General features: G+C 64.2%; 17 protein-coding genes. 3 read left to right on the top strand and 14 right to left on the bottom strand.

Annotated features, from left to right (window positions below; genetic code table 11):
* Positions 1-258: 258 nt before the first annotated feature.
* The 4 genes from U5775_RS22165 to guaB all read right to left on the bottom strand — a co-directional run bounded on the left by U5775_RS22165 (position 259) and on the right by guaB (position 5,734).
* Positions 259-1,560 (bottom strand): tyrosine-type recombinase/integrase, encoded by a 1,302-nt coding sequence (locus tag U5775_RS22165; protein WP_322060240.1) that lies wholly within the window; start codon positions 1,558-1,560, stop codon positions 259-261.
* 222 nt (positions 1,561-1,782) lie between these two features.
* Positions 1,783-3,366 (bottom strand): glutamine-hydrolyzing GMP synthase, encoded by a 1,584-nt coding sequence (guaA, locus tag U5775_RS22160; protein WP_322060239.1) that lies wholly within the window; start codon positions 3,364-3,366, stop codon positions 1,783-1,785.
* A gap of 181 nt (positions 3,367-3,547) precedes the next feature.
* The gene (locus U5775_RS22155; RefSeq protein ID WP_322060238.1) at positions 3,548-4,267 is read right to left on the bottom strand and encodes a hypothetical protein; all 720 of its coding nucleotides are present in this window, start codon (positions 4,265-4,267) and stop codon (positions 3,548-3,550) included.
* Positions 4,268-4,273: 6 nt separating this feature from the next.
* Complete coding sequence (gene guaB / locus U5775_RS22150) at positions 4,274-5,734, bottom strand: IMP dehydrogenase (protein WP_322060237.1); 1,461 nt, start codon at positions 5,732-5,734, stop codon at positions 4,274-4,276.
* Between the two features lie 295 nt (positions 5,735-6,029).
* Here guaB and U5775_RS22145 point away from each other — a divergent pair, with 295 nt between their 5' ends.
* The gene (locus tag U5775_RS22145) at positions 6,030-7,091 is read left to right on the top strand and encodes a DMT family transporter (protein WP_322060236.1); all 1,062 of its coding nucleotides are present in this window, start codon (positions 6,030-6,032) and stop codon (positions 7,089-7,091) included.
* A 94-nt stretch (positions 7,092-7,185) separates the two neighbouring features.
* Here the strand turns inward: U5775_RS22145 and U5775_RS22140 are convergent, their stop codons facing one another.
* Together U5775_RS22140 and U5775_RS22135 are read right to left on the bottom strand one after the other, a co-directional pair.
* Positions 7,186-7,518: an RnfH family protein gene (locus U5775_RS22140; protein WP_322060235.1), complete on the bottom strand. Its 333-nt coding sequence runs from the start codon at positions 7,516-7,518 to the stop codon at positions 7,186-7,188.
* Positions 7,515-7,958, bottom strand: coding sequence for a type II toxin-antitoxin system RatA family toxin (locus U5775_RS22135; protein WP_322060234.1), 444 nt, complete (start codon positions 7,956-7,958; stop codon positions 7,515-7,517). Before U5775_RS22135 ends, U5775_RS22140 begins: the two co-directional genes overlap by 4 nt.
* A 102-nt stretch (positions 7,959-8,060) precedes the next feature.
* On the opposite strand from U5775_RS22135, the gene smpB reads away from it, so the two are divergent.
* Positions 8,061-8,507: an SsrA-binding protein SmpB gene (gene smpB / locus U5775_RS22130; protein ID WP_322060233.1), complete on the top strand. Its 447-nt coding sequence runs from the start codon at positions 8,061-8,063 to the stop codon at positions 8,505-8,507.
* Between the two features lie 134 nt (positions 8,508-8,641).
* Here smpB and U5775_RS22125 read toward each other — a convergent pair whose 3' ends face one another.
* From U5775_RS22125 to ppsA, 3 genes are all read right to left on the bottom strand, one after another.
* The gene (locus U5775_RS22125) at positions 8,642-9,598 is read right to left on the bottom strand and encodes a stomatin-like protein (protein ID WP_322060232.1); all 957 of its coding nucleotides are present in this window, start codon (positions 9,596-9,598) and stop codon (positions 8,642-8,644) included.
* A 39-nt stretch (positions 9,599-9,637) separates the two neighbouring features.
* Entirely contained in the window at positions 9,638-10,123 is a 486-nt protein-coding gene (locus U5775_RS22120; protein WP_322060231.1) for an NfeD family protein, read from the bottom strand.
* 156 nt (positions 10,124-10,279) lie between these two features.
* On the bottom strand, positions 10,280-12,679 hold the full coding sequence (gene ppsA, locus U5775_RS22115) for a phosphoenolpyruvate synthase (RefSeq protein WP_322060230.1): 2,400 nt from the start codon (positions 12,677-12,679) through the stop codon (positions 10,280-10,282).
* A 406-nt stretch (positions 12,680-13,085) separates the two neighbouring features.
* On the opposite strand from ppsA, the gene U5775_RS22110 reads away from it, so the two are divergent.
* On the top strand, positions 13,086-13,901 hold the full coding sequence (locus U5775_RS22110; RefSeq protein WP_322060229.1) for a pyruvate, water dikinase regulatory protein: 816 nt from the start codon (positions 13,086-13,088) through the stop codon (positions 13,899-13,901).
* An 82-nt stretch (positions 13,902-13,983) separates the two neighbouring features.
* Here U5775_RS22110 and U5775_RS22105 read toward each other — a convergent pair whose 3' ends face one another.
* The 5 genes from U5775_RS22105 to fabZ form a co-directional block, all read right to left on the bottom strand.
* Positions 13,984-14,769 (bottom strand): RNA methyltransferase, encoded by a 786-nt coding sequence (locus U5775_RS22105; protein WP_322060228.1) that lies wholly within the window; start codon positions 14,767-14,769, stop codon positions 13,984-13,986.
* 93 nt (positions 14,770-14,862) lie between these two features.
* On the bottom strand, positions 14,863-15,546 hold the full coding sequence (gene rnhB, locus U5775_RS22100; RefSeq protein ID WP_322060305.1) for a ribonuclease HII: 684 nt from the start codon (positions 15,544-15,546) through the stop codon (positions 14,863-14,865).
* Positions 15,547-15,668: 122 nt separating this feature from the next.
* Complete coding sequence (gene lpxB, locus U5775_RS22095; RefSeq protein ID WP_322060227.1) at positions 15,669-16,838, bottom strand: lipid-A-disaccharide synthase; 1,170 nt, start codon at positions 16,836-16,838, stop codon at positions 15,669-15,671.
* A 3-nt stretch (positions 16,839-16,841) separates the two neighbouring features.
* Positions 16,842-17,630 (bottom strand): acyl-ACP--UDP-N-acetylglucosamine O-acyltransferase, encoded by a 789-nt coding sequence (lpxA, locus tag U5775_RS22090; RefSeq protein WP_322060226.1) that lies wholly within the window; start codon positions 17,628-17,630, stop codon positions 16,842-16,844.
* An 81-nt stretch (positions 17,631-17,711) separates the two neighbouring features.
* Positions 17,712-18,176 carry a 3-hydroxyacyl-ACP dehydratase FabZ gene (fabZ, locus tag U5775_RS22085; protein WP_322060225.1) on the bottom strand — a complete coding sequence of 155 codons (465 nt, stop codon included), beginning with the start codon at positions 18,174-18,176 and terminating at the stop codon, positions 17,712-17,714.
* Positions 18,177-18,362 lie beyond the last annotated feature (186 nt).

Below are 18,362 nucleotides of genomic sequence, written 5' to 3'. Positions count from 1 at the left end.
GGGTATCGGTGCCGACAGCGCCTGGACCCTCAGCAGGGAAGTGTTCGGCCGGCGGCAGTTTTATAACCGCCGCGAACTGTCCGGCTGCTTGGGGCCGGCACCGACACCCTGTGGCAACGGTACCAGTCGAGCAGAGCACCAGCAATACTGGCAACTTGTGAGCCCGATGGCCGATTTTCGAACTTGCTCCGAAACACTGATACGCTCCCCGCCAGCGAGCAAAGCCCTGCAGGTTACCTTAAATTTATGCACAAGCCTCTACGCAATCGAACTCACAGCACCTGGGGTAGATCTTAAGTTAGCAGCGCTATCCGTCGCAGGATCGTTTGCTATCCACCCATCAAGCGTATCCGCCCACGCCTGCAGCATCGTCCTCCGCTGATCGGCATATTCAGCCTTGTTGTACACCGCTCTCACCCCGCGCTGTTCGTGCGCCAGACATTTTTCTATCCAGTCGCTGTTGAACCCGGCTTCATGCAAGTGCGTGCTGGCCGTTCTTCGCAGGTCATGTACCGTGAAGGCTTCAAAATCCTCCACGCTGTCACGAGCGATCTTGACAGCAGCGTCAATCACGCGATTCAGGGTGGCGGCACTGATCGGCAGCTCCGTCTCGTAACGACCAGGATGCAGGTACGAGCTTGCGCCGAAGCACGTCTTAAAAGCGACCAGGATATCCAGGGCTTGCTGGCTCAGATAGACATGGTGTGCACGACCGGCCTTCATCCGGTCTTTCGGAATCGTCCAGAGTGCCGCATTGAAGTCGATCTCCTCCCATGTTGCGAGGATAAATTCCGACTTGCGTACCATTGTGAGCAGCAAGAATCTGATAGCCAGCCGCAGCGTAGGCAACGTAGGCGTCCGCTCCAGTGCCTTGAAAAACACGTGAATTTCTGACGGTGTCAGTGCCCGGTCCCGCGGTTTGAAAGTAGCGATGGCAGAGGGCCGGATGTCTTCCGCGGGGTTGAGTACCTTCAGCCCTCTTGCCTGCACAAAACGGTAGACCTGCAGAACGATGTCGCGTGCCTGAACAGCGGGTGCAGCCGCACCCCGCTCCTTGATCTTCTCACACCTCATTAGGAGTCTTGAAGGTGTGATTTCTTCGAGCTTCAGCCGCCCGAACTCCGCTGCAAGATTCCGATCGTAGACAGACTTCCTCATCGCGCGGGTCGACTCCGCGAGCGTGGCTTCCGCGAAGTATTTTTCGGCCCACTTCCCGAACGTCATCGATTCGGCCGCTTCCACACGCTTTTCAACCTTGCTTCTCGACGGACTGACGCCCCGTTCAACGTCCCGACGAGCACGTTCAAGGAGCATCCTTGCTTCCGCAAGACGCACCGACATGCCAAAGGAAAGTTCGTCGGCAGCGCGCGCGCCGCGTGCTGGCAGCCCGGGATCGTAGCGGCCAATGACCAGGGTCTCCCGGCGACCATTCAGACGATAGTCGAAGCGGAAACTCACCGTTCCGGACGAGGTAACCGCCACGTACAGGCCGCGCTGGTCAGCGACCTTGTATATCCTGCCGGTCGGCTTGAGCGCCCGCAATTCGAGGTCCGTAAGCATTCAATACTCCGTGAACTGATACCGTGTTTGATACCGTCACGCGCCGTGACGGTATCAAAATGGATCGTCTGCAGAGAAAGATGCTATACCGTCGCTCATGCCGTCGGCGACGTAGCGCTGCCGACGGACGGCAGCGGACCAAAATAGTCGATAAACCCTTGTTTTTGTGTGGGAAACCAGGGAATCGCCGGACCTCTGCAGACCACTGCAGAGGATCCTAAATTACTCCCACTCAATCGTCGCCGGCGGCTTCCCACTAATGTCATACACCACCCGATTAATCCCGCGCACTTCATTAATAATGCGATTCGACACATGCCCCAGCAACTCATGCGGCAGATGCGCCCAATGCGCAGTCATGAAGTCGAGCGTCTGCACCGCGCGCAGCGCGACCACATACTCATAAGTGCGGCCATCGCCCATCACGCCCACGCTCTTCACGGGCAGGAACACCGCGAACGCCTGGCTCGTCAGCTCATACCACGACTTGCCCGTTTCCTCGTCGATCGTGTTACGCAGCGTCTCGATGAAGATCGCATCGGCGCGGCGCAGCAGGTCCGCGAAATCGCGCTTCACTTCGCCCAGAATGCGCACGCCCAGACCCGGGCCCGGGAACGGATGGCGATACACCATATCGTGCGGCAGGCCGAGCTTCACGCCCAGTTCGCGCACTTCGTCCTTGAACAACTCGCGCAACGGCTCGAGCAGCTTGAGGTTCAGCGTCTCCGGCAGGCCGCCCACGTTGTGGTGGCTCTTGATCGTATGCGCGCCCTTCTTGCCCTTGCCCGCCGACTCGATCACGTCCGGATAGATCGTGCCCTGCGCGAGCCACTTCGCGTCGGTGAGCTTGCCTGCTTCGGCCTGGAACACCTCGACGAATTCCGCGCCGATGATCTTGCGCTTCGCTTCCGGATCGGCCACGCCAGCAAGCTTCGAGAGGAACGCCTCGCTCGCATCGACGTGAACCACGTTCACGCCGAGGTTGTCGGCGAACATCGACATCACTTGCTCGGCTTCGTTCAGGCGCAAGAGACCGTGATCGACGAACACGCAGGTCAGCTGGTCGCCGATCGCGCGGTGCAGCAGCGCCGCCGCCACCGACGAATCCACGCCGCCCGAGAGGCCGAGAATGACGTGCTCGTTGCCCACCTGCTTGCGAATCGCCTCAACGGCTTCGTCGATATAGTGGCCCATTTCCCAGTCGGCCTTCGCGCCGCAGATGCCGAGCACGAAGCGCTCGAGCATCGCGCGGCCTTGCACCGTGTGCGTGACTTCCGGGTGCCATTGCAGGCCGTAGAAGTGGCGCGCCTCGTCGGCCATCGCCGCGATCGGGCACGATTCGGTCGATGCCATCAACTTGAAACCGGGCGGCATGTCGGTGACTTTGTCGCCGTGGCTCATCCAGACCTTGAGCATGCCGTGGCCTTCGCTCGTGCGGAAATCCTCGATGCCTTCGAGGAAGCTCGTGTGATTGCGCGCGCGCACTTCGGCATAGCCGAATTCGCGCAGATGGCCGCCGTCCACCTTGCCGCCGAGCTGCTCGGCCATCGTCTGCATGCCGTAGCAAATGCCGAGCACCGGCACGCCCAGCTCGAACACGGCTTGCGGTGCACGCGGGGTGTCGGTTTCGGTGACCGAGTTCGGGCCGCCCGAGAGGATGACGCCCTTCGGCGCGAATTCGCGGATGAAGGCGTCGTCGACGTCGTACGGATGGATTTCGGAGTAGACGTTGGCTTCGCGCACGCGGCGCGCGATCAGTTGGGTGACTTGCGAACCGAAGTCGAGAATCAGGATTTTGTCGTGCATGGCAGCGGACGAGACCTAAAAAAGAACGGATACAGAAAGCCGCGCGCTGGATGAAGCTGGCGCGCGGCATGAATTCATCGGAACTGTGGCGCTTGACGGCAGCAGAGCCCGACAGCGAAATAAACCGCGTAGTTCAGGCGCAAAGCGGCTGACGTTGCCGGTGCCGGGGCGGCTCGCGCGATCAGCCACGCACCGGCGGCCGCGGCGAACCGGCCGCTTCGTCTCGCGCGGCGAGGCGCGCCTCTTCCGCCTCGGTTGCCGTGCGCGGCGTGACTGGCGTCACTGCTGGTGTCACCGTCGGTGTCACGACAGGCGGCACCGGGGCCGGCGATGCCGGCGTCACGGCCCGCGGCGGCACCACGGGCTCGGCGCCCGCCGCACCGGTCCCAACCGGCCTGTCGGCAAAAACCGGCTTTGCGTACACCACCGGCTCTTCGCGCTTCGACCTGGCCACCGCGCGCGCTTCGCGCTCCTGCGCGGCGGCCTCGGCCGCCTGCACCTTTTCGCGCCGCTTCACCGCGCCGGCCAGCCGTGTGCCGCCCAGCCCGACGATGATGAGCCAGGCGCCCACCGCACCGGCCACCAACTGGCCAAAGCCCGTGAGCCGCGGCGTATGCAGGCCGATCAGCCAGACCAGCATCAGCACGCCGGCGATCCAGTTGACGTGCCCCACCGTGCGCCCGACCATGGCGGTCAAGCCACCGTCGAACGCCGCGCGCGCCGCGATCCAGGCGAAGCCGAGCAGCACCACGCCGAACGCCTGTCCGATGAGCGCCGGCTGCGGCTGCACCAGTTGCAATGCGTTGTAGAGCGAGTTCCAGGGTGTGAGCAGAAACAGCACGCCGAAACCCAGCAACGTTAACGCGTCGACAATCAGCACTATGCGCAGCAGCGGCTTCATCGTGATTTAGTCCACGTGGTAGTTGGGCGCTTCCTTCGTGATCTGCACGTCGTGGACGTGCGATTCGTTCAGGCCGGCACCGGTGATCTGCACAAACTCAGCCTTCGCATGCAGTTCGTCGATCGTGCTGCAACCGCAGTAGCCCATCGAGGCGCGCACGCCGCCGATCAGCTGGAACAGGATGGCGTTGATCGGACCCTTGTAGGCAACGCGGCCTTCGATGCCTTCCGGCACGAGCTTGTCGATGTTCGCCGAGTTGTCCTGGAAGTAGCGGTCCGCGGCGCCGTCCTTCATCGCGCCGACCGAGCCCATGCCGCGGTACGACTTGTACTGGCGGCCCTGGAACAGAAACACGTCGCCCGGCGACTCTTCCGTACCCGCGAACATGCTGCCCATCATGACGGCGTTCGCGCCGGCTGCCAGCGCCTTCGACACGTCGCCCGAGTAGCGCACACCGCCGTCGGCGATGCACGGCACGCCCGTGCCCTTGAGCGCTTCCGAAACATTGGAGATCGCGGTGATCTGCGGCACGCCCACGCCGGCCACGATACGCGTCGTGCAGATCGAGCCCGGGCCGATGCCGACCTTCACCCCGTCCGCGCCGTACTCGACGAGCGCGCGCGCCGCGTCGGCCGTCGCGATATTGCCGCCGATCACCTCGACATGCGGGAAATTCTGCTTGACCCACCGGACGCGCTCGAGCACGCCCTTGCTGTGGCCGTGCGCCGTGTCGACCACGATCACGTCCACGCCGGCCTGCGCCAGCAGCTCGACGCGCTCTTCGTTGTCCGGGCCCACGCCGACGGCCGCGCCCGCGCGCAGCTTGCCATGCTCGTCCTTACAGGCGGCCGGGTGCTCGGTCTGCTTGGTGATGTCCTTGACGGTCATGAGGCCACGCAGCTCGAACGCGTCGTTGACGACCAGCACGCGCTCGAGGCGGTGGCTGTGCATGAGCGACTTGGCTTCGGCGAGCGGCGTGCCTTCCTTGACGGTGACGAGGCGCTCGCGCGGCGTCATGATCGAGCGCACCGGCTCGTCCAGACGCGTTTCGAAGCGCAGGTCGCGGTTCGTGACGATACCGACGAGCTGTGCGCCTTCAACGACCGGGAAACCCGAGATGCCATGCTGCTGCGAGAGCGCGATCACGTCCGCGACCTTCATCTGCGGCGGAATCGTGATCGGATCGCGCACTACGCCCGACTCGAAACGCTTCACCTTCGCGACCTCGCGCGCCTGCTCGGCGGGCGTGAGGTTCTTGTGGATGATGCCGACGCCACCCTGCTGCGCCATCGCAATGGCGAGGCGACCTTCCGTGACGGTGTCCATCGCGGCCGAGACGAGCGGAATGTTCAGGGAGATATTGCGGGTCAGCCGGGTCTTCAGGCTGGTGTCGCGCGGGAGAACGTCGGAAAAGGCGGGAACGAGGAGCACGTCATCGAACGTGAGTGCTTTCTGGATCAGACGCATGGCAAATCCTATAGGCGCAAAAGCAGATTATACGGGATAGTGCCCTGGAAATCATCAGTATCAACAGTAGCTTAGCGCCGATTTCGGGATTTTGTTGAGGTCCTGGGCGCGCGTCCGGGAGCGCCGTGTGCATCCGCACATCAGTGGCGCGTCAGACCCGATTTCCGGACAGCCATCCGCGCCTCATAAATCGCACCGTGCAGAATTGAACAAGACGGCCGCACCGCGCGCGGGTAAGCTGCCTCCCATCTTGTACGGCCAGGACGGCCAGATCGAAATTGCGGAGGCAAGGCAAATGCAGCGTGGTGTGTTGTACGGCGTGCTCGCCGGGGCGTTATGGGGAACCGTGTTTCTGGTGCCCCGACAGTTGCCGGAGTTCTCACCGCTGCTCCTGAGCGCCGGGCGCTACGCGATGTACGGCCTCGTCTCGCTCGCCGCGCTGCTGCCCATGCTGCGGCGCGTCTGGCCGCGCATCACGCGCGCCGATCTCATCGCGCTCGTGAAACTCGCCCTCGTGGGCAACCTGCTTTACTACCTCTTTCTCGCGAGCGCGATTCATCTCGTGGGCATCGCGCCCGCCTCGCTGATCGTCGGCGTCCTGCCGGTCACGGTCACACTGCTCGGACGCGGCGATCACGGAGCCGTGGCGCTCTCGAAGCTGGCCTGGCCGCTCGCCATGATTGCCGCCGGCATCGTGTGCATCAATGTCGATGTCTTTACGGCGAGCGCCGGCGATCACACGGGCACGCTCACGAAGATTGCCGGCCTTGGCTGTGCGGTCGGCGCGCTCGCCTGCTGGACGTGGTATGCCGTCGAGAACGCGCGCTATCTGCAGCGCAACGCGCATTTCGGCGGCAACGAGTGGTCGGTGCTGTGGGGCGTCGTCACGGGCGTGCTCGGCGGCCTGCTCTGGCTCGCTGTGCTCGTCATGCCCGTCGGGACGGTCCAGCAGAGCGTGAGCGGCGGGCGCTGGGCCGCGTTCTGGCAACTGAACCTCGTGCTGGCCATTGGCGCGTCGTGGCTCGGCAACGGCCTCTGGAACGCGGCTTCCAAGCGCCTCCCGCTCACGCTTTCGGGCCAGATGATCGTCTTCGAGACGCTGTTCGCCCTGCTCTACGCCTTCGTCTACGACCACCGCCTGCCGCGCATGCTCGAAGTCGCGGCGATCGTGCTGCTGGTCGCGGGCGTGAGCTGGTCGGTCCGCCAGCACGCGGGCGGCCCCGAAGACACCGCGCACGGCGACGGCATCGTGCCCGAAGGCAATCTGCCCAGTATTGCGGGTGTTGGGACGAACGTCGGGAAAACGGATGCCCCGCCGCGCAAGAACGGCACGGAGCGGCGCCGCGCGGCGAGTTGAAGAACCACGGGAACAGAATGGGAGCGCGGCGCGCCTCCATCGAATGGCCGATCAAGCAGATTTAGTCGGCCCTCAATGCGCACTCAGCGCAGATTCAGCGCGAATCCTTGTTCTGCCACTTGCGGCCCTCTATCGAGCCTTCCTTGCGGGTTTTGTCGACGCGCCGCTGGCGCGCGAGCTTGGGATCGACCACCAGCGGACGGTAGATCTCCACGCGGTCGTGATCGGCGAGCACGGTGTCGAGCGGCTTGAGCTTGCCGTAGACGCCCACCTTCAGTTTCGTCAGATCGATCTCGGGATGGCGCGCGAGGATGCCGCTCGCGTCGATGGCCTGCTGCACCGTCGCGCCCGGCGCCAGTTCCACGCCGATGAGCGTCTGCGCGTCAGGCAGCGCATAGCAGACGTCGATGGACAGTTTCGCGCTCATGGTTTGTTCTTGCCGTAACGCTGGTCGGCGCGCTTCACGAAGGTGTCGACGAAAGTGTTCGCGATGTGGTGGAACACCGGGCCGATGATCTTTTCGAGAATGATGTTTGAAAACTCGTAATGCAGCGAGAACTCGATCTTGCAGGCATCGGCGCGCAGCGGCGTGAAGCGCCAGGCGCCCGTGAACTTCTTGAACGGGCCGTCGGCGAACTCCATGTCGATGCGCTCGGGCCGCTTGTGCGAGTTGCGCGTGGCGAAGTGCTGCTTGATGCCCTTGAAGTTGATATCGATTTTCGCCTCCATGCCGTTCTCGTCCTTGCGGCGAACCTCGACGCCGCCGCACCAGGGCAGGAAGTTGGGATAGTCGTCGACGTCGGTGACGAGGTCGAACATCTGCTCCGCCGAATGGCGAATCAATACGGTTTTCTGGACATCCGCCATAAATTGCGTAATGCGAGGCAAGGGTGAAGGCGCCACGGGCTTTCGGTGGCCCGCTTTGCTAAAATCGTAATTTTAAACGAGTTGGGCGTTTCCCATTTTCCTATGAGCATCATCGACAACAGAAAAGCCTTCTTCGATTACTTCATCGAAGAGCGCCACGAGGCGGGGCTCGTGCTCGAAGGGTGGGAGGTCAAGGCCATGCGCGCCGGACGGGCCAATATCAAGGAAGCGTACGTCATCATCAAGGACGGCGAGCTTTACCTGATCGGCACGCACATCAGCCCGCTGCCCGAAGCCTCGACGCATATCCATCCGGACCCCACGCGCATCCGCAAGCTGCTGCTCCACCGCGAAGAGATCGACAAACTGATCGGCAAGGTCGAGCAGCGCGGGTTCACGCTCGTGCCGCTGAACTTCCACTACAAGGGCGGCCGTGTGAAATGCGAGATCGGCCTCGCCAAGGGCAAGAAGCTGCACGACAAGCGCGAAACCGAGAAGCAGCGCGACTGGCAGCGCGAGAAGGCGCGCCTGATGCGCAACCCGACCTGATCGCCGGACGGCGAAAGATACGTCACGCCTGAGATCCGCGCTCCCGGCGCGAGGCATGTGGCAAAAACGACAAAGGGCGGCCGAAGCCGCCCTTTTTCTCGTGCGCTTTTCGTGCGCGCCGCCTGTGAACGCGCTCAGGCGCCCTTCGTCGTATCGCGGCTCAACTGCGTCTCCTTCATGCCCGTACGGTTCACGATGGTGAGCGCCGAGGCGATCATCGAACTCAGATCGCTCATGTTGCCTGGCACGATCAGCGTATTGCCCTGCTTCGCGAGATTGCCGAACGCGGTCACGTACTGCTCCGCCACCTTGAGATTGACGGCGTCCATGCCGCCCTGCGCCTGGATCGAGTTGCCGATCTTCTGGATGGCCTGCGCATTCGCCTCGGCCACGGCCAGAATGGCCGCCGCCTGACCCTGCGCCTGGTTGATGGCCGCCTGCCTCTCGCCTTCCGACTTCTGGATCGCAGCTTCGCGCGCGCCGGCCGCGAGGTTGATCTGCTCCTGCTTGCGCCCTTCCGAGGCCGCGATCAGCGCGCGCTTCTCGCGCTCCGCCGTGATCTGCGCCTGCATGGCGTGGAGGATTTCCTTCGGCGGCGTGAGGTCCTTGATCTCGTAGCGCAGCACCTTCACGCCCCAGTTGGAGGCGGCCTCATCGAGCGCCGAAACGACGCTGTGATTGATGAAATCGCGCTCCTCGAAGGTCTTGTCGAGTTCGAGCTTGCCGATCACCGAGCGCAGCGTGGTCTGCGAAAGCTGCGTGATGGCGAACACGAAGTTGCTCGAGCCGTACGAGGCCTTCATCGGGTCGGTCACCTGGAAATACAGCACGCCGTCCACCTGAAGCTGCGTGTTGTCGCGCGTGATACAGATCTGGCTCGGCACGTCGAGCGGAATCTCCTTGAGCACGTGCTTGTAGGCCACGCGGTCGACGAACGGCAGCACGATCGAGAGCCCCGGCGTGAGCGTGGCGTGATAGCGGCCCAGCCGCTCGAGCACCCAGGCATGCTGCTGCGGGACGATCTTCATGGTCTTCGAGATCAGCACGATGACGATCACGAGCAGGATCACCCCGACGATAGGCACTTGCATACGCTTCCCCCTTTTTGCTTCGATTTGACTTCGGCTTCGCTACGCGTGACGCGTCCCTTCGTGCGCCCCGTGTGCGCCCGCGACCGCGCCACTCGCGCGCCGGGCCGCGAGAATGAGGCAACTGCCCCGCACCGCCTTGATTTCGTAAAGATGAGCGTCCTCAGGCTCGCCGGGCGCGAGCTCGACGTCCCATTCGGCGCCGCGATACATCGTGCGTGCGCGCCCCTCATGCCACGCGGCAACGGTGACGGTCGAGCCAATGTCGAGATTCACGCCCGGATCGGTCGAGGCATCGACCATGCGCCGGCGCCGCCCGAACCGCGAGCGCCGCAACGCGATCACGGCCACCAGCGCGACGAGCGCGGCGACCACCAGTTGCGCATCGAGCGGCGCGCCCAGCTCGAACGACAGCACGCCCGCGAGAAACCCGAGCGCGATCATCAGCAGATAGAACGTGCCGGTCATCAGCTCGGCCACGATCAGCACACCCGCGCCGATCCACCAGAACAAACCATGCGGACCCACGTCGACCTCCCAAAGTAAAACACCCCGGCTTGACCGGGGTGTTATAGCACGAAGCTGACACTGTTTTCCGCAACGTGCGAAAGCGAAGCGTAAGCGGCCTCAACTTTCGCGCGCGGCGGGAGCGCGAACGCTCAGTGTGACATTAGCAGGCGGGCATTACTTCGCCTGCGCCTTCGCGAGCGCCTGCCATGTCTCGACGACCGTGTCGGGGTTCAGCGAGATCGAGGCGATGCCTTCCTCGGCGAGCCACTGGGCGAAATCCGGATGATCGGACGGGCCCTGGCCGCAGATGCCGACGTACTTGTTCAGGCGGCGGCAGGTTTCGATCGCACGCTTCAACATGAACTTCACGGCCGGATCGCGTTCGTCGAAGTCGGCGGCAAGCAGCTCCATGCCCGAATCCCGGTCGAGGCCGAGCGTGAGCTGCGTGAGGTCGTTCGAGCCGATCGAGAAGCCGTCGAAGTACTGCAGGAACTCTTCGGCGAGGATCGCGTTCGACGGCACTTCGCACATCATGATGAGGCGCAGGCCGTTTTCGCCACGCTTCAGACCGTACTTCGCGAGCAGGCCGACCACGCGCTCCGCCTGCTTGAGCGTACGCACGAACGGCACCATGATCTCGACGTTCGAGAGGCCCATCTCTTCACGCACTCGCTTGAGCGCGAGGCATTCCATTTCGAACGCCTGCGCGAAGTCGTCGGCGATGTAGCGCGACGCGCCGCGGAAGCCCAGCATCGGGTTCTCTTCATCCGGCTCGTAGCGCGAGCCGCCGATCAGCTTCTTGTACTCGTTCGACTTGAAGTCCGACATACGCACGATGACGGTCTTCGGATAAAACGCCGCCGCGATCGTGGCGATGCCTTCCGTGAGCTTGTCGACGTAGAACGCACGCGGCGACGCATGGCCGCGCGCGACGCTTTCGACCGCCTTCTTCAGGTCCGCATCGACGTTCGGGTACTCGAGGATCGCCTTCGGGTGCACGCCGATGTTGTTGTTGATGATGAACTCGAGACGCGCGAGGCCCACACCGGCGTTCGGCAGTTGCGAGAAGTCGAAGGCAAGCTGCGGATTGCCGACGTTCATCATGATCTTGACCGGAATCGACGGCAGTTCGCCGCGCTGCACTTCGCTGACTTCGGTTTCGAGCAGACCGTCGTAGATGCGGCCTTCGTCGCCTTCGGCGCACGATACCGTCACGAGCGCGCCGTCCTTCAGCACGTCGGTTGCGTCGCCGCAGCCCACCACGGCCGGCACGCCGAGTTCACGCGCGATGATCGCCGCGTGGCAGGTCCGGCCGCCACGGTTCGTGACGATGGCCGAAGCGCGCTTCATCACCGGCTCCCAGTTCGGGTCGGTCATGTCGGCGACCAGCACGTCGCCCGGCTGCACGCGTTCCATTTCGGACGGATCGTGAATCACCTTCACGCGGCCCGCGCCGATCTTCTGGCCGATCGCGCGGCCCGTCGCCAGCACCTGCGACTGGCCCTTGAGCTTGAAGCGCTGCTCGACCTTGCCCGCGGCTTGGCTCTTCACTGTCTCCGGACGCGCCTGGAGAATGAAGATCTTGCCGTCGAGGCCGTCCTTGCCCCACTCGATGTCCATCGGACGCTGGTAGTGCTTCTCGATGATGACGGCGTACTTCGCGAGCTCGATCACGTCTTCGTCGGTGATCGAGAAGCGGTTGCGCTGTTCGTGCGAGACGTCGACCGTCTTCACGCGGCCCGGCTCGCCCGGCTGCGTGAATTCCATCTTGATGAGCTTCGAGCCAATCGAGCGGCGGATGATCGCGGCCTTGCCCTGCGCGAGCGTGGTCTTGAAGACGTAGAACTCGTCCGGATTCACGGCGCCCTGCACGACCGTTTCACCGAGACCGTAGCTCGACGTGATGAAGACGGCGTCCTTGAAGCCCGATTCCGTGTCGAGCGTGAACATCACGCCCGCGGCGCCACGGTCCGAGCGGACCATGCGCTGCACGCCAGCCGACAGCGCGACTTCGGCGTGGGTGAAGCCCTTGTGGACACGGTAGGAAATGGCGCGGTCGTTGTAGAGCGACGCGAACACGTGCTTGAGGCGATCGAGCACGTCCTCGACGCCCACCACGTTCAGGTAGCTCTCCTGCTGACCCGCGAACGAAGCGTCGGGCAGGTCTTCCGCCGTCGCCGACGAACGCACGGCAAACGAGAGCTCAGCCGGCGAACCGTTCTGCAGCGTCTCGAAGCCCGCGCGGATGTCCGCTTCGAGCTTCGGCTGCAGCGGCGCGTCGACGATCCATTGACGGATTTCCTTGCCCGCTTCGGCCAGCGCCTTGACGTCGTCGACGTCGAGCGTTTCCAGACGAGCGGCGATCCGTTCGGTCAGGTCGTTGTGTTTGAGGAAGTCGCGGAAGGCGAGCGCCGTGGTTGCGAAGCCCGTGGGCACCCGCACGCCAGCCTCAGCCAACTGGCTGATCATTTCGCCGAGCGAGGCGTTCTTGCCGCCCACGATCTCGACATCGGTCATCCGCAACTGCTCGAAAGGCACTACATACGCCTGATCCTTGGCAACGGTGTTAGTCATACAAGCCCCTAAGTGTGAAAAAAATTCACGATTGCGCAAGTGGGCTCGAACGCAGATCGCCCATTGGAAGCGGATTTGCGTCTTGCGCAACCTGTTGGAAAAGCAATCGCCACTGCCCGGGGGCCGGCATCCAGCATGAGGAAAAGCACGAAGATGCGCGCGATTACACGAAGTTATGCAAAATCGCTGCAGGTTGACGCCCGATTGAGCCACGATGGGCAGCGGTTGGGCGCGGTTGCACTGCAATTGCTTATCCAACAGGTTGCCGCTATTCTACCGTGCCGACTCCCGAAAATGTGTCTGTCGGCGAGAATCGCGCCTCGATATCGTTCCACAACGCTCTCAGGGCGCCTCCCGGGCCCCTCGCGCGCTCGCCGAAGCCCCGCTCACGTACCAGCCTCAACCGATGCCGCCTACCGTATTCATCGTCTCCGACGGTACCGGGATCACTGCCGAAACGTTCGCGCATTCGATCCTCTCTCAGTTCGACCAGAAATTCCGCCTCGTGCGCGTGCCGTTCGTCGATTCGACGGACAAGGCCTACTCGACCGCCGAAAAGATCAATGAGGCCGCGGTGCAGGAAGGCCGCCGCCCCATCGTCTTCACGACGCTCGTGGACAGCAATTCGAACGAGATCGTCAAGCGCTCGAACGCGCTCGTGCTCGACATGTTCCAGACCTTCGTGGAGCCGCTGGAGCAGGAACTGGAGCTCAAGTCGAGCCACGCGATGGGCCGCGGCCACCAGAACGCCGACACCGACGAATACAAGAACCGCATCGAAGCGATCAACTTCTCGCTCGCGCACGACGACGGCCAGTCAAACCGTAATCTCAACGACGCCGACGTGATCCTCGTGGGCGTCTCGCGCAGCGGCAAGACGCCGACCAGCCTCTATCTGGCGATGCAATACGGCGTGAAGGCGGCCAACTATCCGCTGATCCCCGACGACTTCGAGCGCGGCAAGCTGCCCAATTCGCTGCTGCCGTATCGCTCGAAGATTTTCGGGCTCTCGATCGATCCGCAGCGTCTCACGGAAATCCGCAACGAGCGGCGGCCCGGCAGCAAGTACGCGGCGCTGGAGAACTGCCGCTACGAAGTGAATGAAGCCGAAGCGATGATGCGCCGCGAAGGCATCAAGTGGCTCTCGTCGACGCACAAGTCCATCGAGGAAATCGCCACGACGATCCTGCAGGAAATCCGCCTCGACAAGCCCGCGTACTGAAGATCGTCTCGCGTAGAAACGACAAAGGCCTGCATTGCGCAGGCCTTTTTGTTGCCACGATCCGAAAGAATTCGCGCGGCGCTCAGCGCGCGTGGCGCTGCTGACGGCATTGCTCGAAGACGCAGATGGCCGCCGCCGCCGCCACGTTCAGCGATTCCATGCCGCCCGGCTGCGGAATCGTCACGCGCAGCGCCGCCGTATCGCGCCACACCTGCGAGACGCCCGCCCCTTCGTTGCCGAAGACCCACGCCAGCTGACCCGTGAGGTCGCTCTCGTCGATGGCCTGCGCGCCATGCGAATCGGTGATCACGACCGGCACGCCGAGCAGGTCGATCAGCGCTTGCGGCTCGACGTTCTCGAAGACCTGCAGCAGGAAGTGCGCGCCCATCGCCGAGCGCAGCACCTTCGACGACCACGCGTAAGCGGTTCCCGGCGTGCAGAACACCTTGTCGATCCCGGCGGCGGCCGCGCTGCGCAGGATCGAGCCGACATTGCCCGCGTCCTGCAGGCCGTCGAGCACGAGACAGGTCGATTCGACGCGCGCCGGCAGATGCGTCTCGGGCATGTCCACGAGCAGCAGCATGCCCACGCCGTGCACGACGTTCGAGAGCTGGCCGAACAGCGCATCGGGCAGCGTGACGACACGGCGCTCGTCCACGCGCGCGACGATGGCCTGCGCCTCGTCATGCGCGAGCGCGCCCTCGGTCACGATGCAGTATTCGGGCTGCGTGCCGCCGTCGAGCCACGCGCTCGCGAGGTGGAAGCCTTCGAGCAAGGCCTGATGGCTGCGCCGCTGCTGATGCGTCGAGCCGGCCAGCGCCTTCAGGCGCTTGTAGAGCGGGTTGTCGCGCGAAGTAATGGCTTTCACGGGCGGGCCTGACGATCTGAAAAAGGATGAAGGGAAAGGAAAACGGCGCCGCACGAGGCGGCGCCGGCTTGCGTGAACCGCGGCATTGCCGGCTCAGGCTGGCGCGAAAGCGTCGTCGTCCAGACCGGCGACGTCGCTGATCACCGTTGCCGCGCCCGGCAACGCGAGGCCGTGCAGCGCATAGGCGTCGCGCACCGGTGCGAACGAGCGCCGGTGATGCACGCAAGGGCCATGCGCGCGCAGCGCCGCCAGATGCTGCGCGGTGCCATAGCCCGCGTGCGCATCGAAGCCGTAGACGGGGAACGTCTCATGCAGCTCCAGCAGCAGGCGGTCGCGCGTGACCTTCGCGATGATCGACGCCGCGGAAATGCTGGGCACCAGCGCGTCGCCGCCGATCACGGCCTCGCTGCGCACGGGCAGGACCGGGCAGCGGTTGCCGTCGATCTTGGCGAGCGTGGGCGTCACGCCCAGGCCCTCCACGGCGCGCCGCATCGCCAGCATGGTCGCGTGAAGGATGTTGAGCGTGTCGATTTCCTCGACGCTCGCTGACGCCACGCACCATGCGAGCGAACGCTCGACGATGAGCTCGTAGAGCGCTTCGCGCGCTTTCGCCGTGAGCACCTTGGAGTCGTCGAGGCCGGCGATCGGACGCGCCGGATCGAGAATCACGGCGGCGGCCGTCACCGGGCCCGCGAGCGGTCCGCGTCCGGCTTCGTCCACGCCGCAGATGATGTCGTCGGGCGACTCGAACAACAGGCCGGCCTGTTCGGCCCACATCTGCCGCGACGCGCGCTTTTCCGCCGCTTTCGAGGGCGCCTTGGCCAGAGCTTGCCGCGCGGCTTGACCGGCGGTCTTCGCCGCCGGCGCCTTCGCGCGAACGCGCTTGATCGGACCCTCGCTCATGCCTGCCCCCTGCGGCGCTGCACGACGCGCTCGACCACTTCCGCCGCGCGCTCCGCCGTGTTCTGGCGCAGCGCATGATGCATCTGCGTGAACACTTCGGTGAGCGTGCGCCGGTTCGCCTCGTCGTGCAACTGCGTGAGCGTGGCGTCCGCGAGCGCCTCGGGCGTCGCGAAGTGCTGGAGGATCTCGGGCACCACGAAGCGCCCCGCGAGAATGTTCGGCAGGCCAACGTACGGCAGATAGCCCTGGCGGCGCATGATCTGCCCCGTGAGCCAGGGCACCTTGTACGAGATGACCATCGGCTTCTTGAGCAGCGCCGCCTCGAGCGTGACCGTGCCGCTCTTCACGAGGATCGCGTCGGCGGCCGTCATCGCCACTTGCGACTGACCGTCGATGATCGTGAGCGCGAGGCCCTCGTGCTGGTTCGCGAGCTCCTGCAACTGTGCGTGGATCGCCGGCGTCGCCGCAGGCATCACGAAGCGCAGGCCCGGCTCGCGCTGCTGCATGATCTGCATCGCGTCGAAGAACGTCGGACCGATCAGGTTGATCTCGGAGCGGCGGCTGCCCGGCAGCACCGCGATCACCGGGCCGCTCTCGGGCAGGCCGAGCGCGCGGCGCGCGCCGGGCACGTCCGGCTCGAGCGGGATGTCGTCGGCGAGCGGATGACCCACGTAGGTCGCCGCCACGCCGGCCTTATCGAGAATCGCGGGCTCGAACGGGAACACGCAGAGCATTTGATCCACGGCCTTCTGGATCTTCTTGATGCGGCCGCCGCGCCACGCCCAGATCGACGGACACACGAAATGAACGGTGGGAATCCCGGCGTCTCGCAGCGGATGTTCGAGCCCGAAGTTGAAATCGGGCGCGTCCACACCGATGAACACGTCGGGCGGATCGGCCAGCAATTGATGCTTGAGTTCGCCGCGAATGCGCAGAATCTCGGGAATGTGCCTGAGCGCCTCGACGTAGCCCCGCACGGTGAGCTTGTCCATCGGCCAGTGCGCGTCGAAACCGGCGGCCTGCATGCGCGGGCCGCCGATTCCGTAGTACTGCGCAGTATCGGGCAACCGGCCGGTCAGCCCCTTGAGCAGCGACGCCGCGAGCAGGTCGCCGGACGGCTCGCCGGCGACCATGGCGAGGCGCAGCGGACGGGTTTGCAGCGCCATCGGTTAGCGGATGATGCCGCGTTGCGACTGCTCGACGAAATCGAGCAGCGCCTTCACGTGCGCGTCCCCGTCGCCGCCCGCTTGCGCGAGCTCGGCGAGCTGCACCTTCGCCTCTTCGAGCGACAGGTTGTTCTTGTACAGCGCGCGGTAGGCCGCGCGCAGCGCCGAGATCGCGTCGGGCGAGAAGCCGCGGCGGCGCAGACCTTCGACGTTGATGCCGTGCGGCACCGCCTTGTTGCCCGCGGCGATCACGAACGGCGGCACGTCCTGCACGAGCGCCGATGCGCCGCCCACCATCGAGTGCGCGCCGATGCGCACAAACTGATGCACGCCCGTCATGCCGCCGACGATCGCGTAATCGTCGACGATTACGTGGCCCGCGAGCTGTGCGTTGCTCGACATGATCACGTTGTTGCCGAGCCGGCAGTCGTGTCCCACGTGCACATAGGACATGATCCAGTTGTCGTCGCCGACGATCGTGACGCCGGTGTCCTGCACCGTGCCAGTATGAATCGACGTGAACTCGCGGATGGTATTGCGGTTGCCGATCACGAGCTTCGTGGGCTCGCCCTTGTACTTCATGTCCTGCGGACGGCCGCCGACGATCGCGTAGTGGCCAATCGAGTTGTCCTCGCCGATCGTCGTGTGGCCTTCCAGCACGCTGTGCGAGCCGACCTTGGTGCGCGCGCCAATGGTGACGTTGGCGCCGATCACCGCATACGGCCCGATCTCGGCCGATTCATCGACTTGCGCGCCGGACTCGACGACCGCAGTGGGATGGATCCTGCTCATTCGTCCTCGCTCTCCGATTCTGTTGCCGCGCCGCGGCGCCCGGCTATGGCCAGGACGCGCAGCGGCACGCGGGGGCGCATCTTATTGCGCCGCGTCCATTTTCTTGACAGTGCACATGAGTTCCGCCTCGCAGGCGACGGCACCGTCCACGTCGGCTTGTGCCTTGAACTTCCAGATGCCGCGCATGTAGCGCTCGAACGTCACGTTCAGGATGAGCTGATCGCCCGGCTCGACCACGCGCTTGAAGCGCGCGCCGTCGATCCCGACGAAGTAATACAGCGTGTTTTCGAAGTCCTGCTCTTCTTCCGAAAACGTGAGCAGCGCGGCGGTCTGCGCCAGCGCTTCGAGGATCATCACGCCGGGCATGACCGGGCGCTGCGGGAAATGGCCCGTGAAAAAGGGCTCGTTGACCGTCACATTCTTCAACGCCTTGATGCTCTTGTGCGGCTCGAGATCGATGACCCGGTCCACCATCAGGAACGGATAACGGTGCGGAAGCAGCGTGAGGATCTTGTGGATGTCGAAGTTGAGTTTTTCGATGTTCATGGTGTTTCTGCTCACGCAGGAATTGCGTGTGACTGTCGAATGCAATGCCTGAAGTGCCCGGCATACCGAAGCCCGGCTCCGGCGGTACCCCTGCGGCCCGCGCTGACGCGCAGTATGCGCCACGCAAGGCACTTCGTGCATGCGGATTGCCCCGGGTCTCGCAGACCGGGGCATGTAGCCCGGCTC

It is taken from the genome of Paraburkholderia sp. J63 (assembly GCF_905220245.1).
GTDB lineage: Bacteria > Pseudomonadota > Gammaproteobacteria > Burkholderiales > Burkholderiaceae > Paraburkholderia.
Note: the sequence above shows the minus strand (reverse complement) of the source record. Positions and strands in the feature narration are given on the sequence as shown.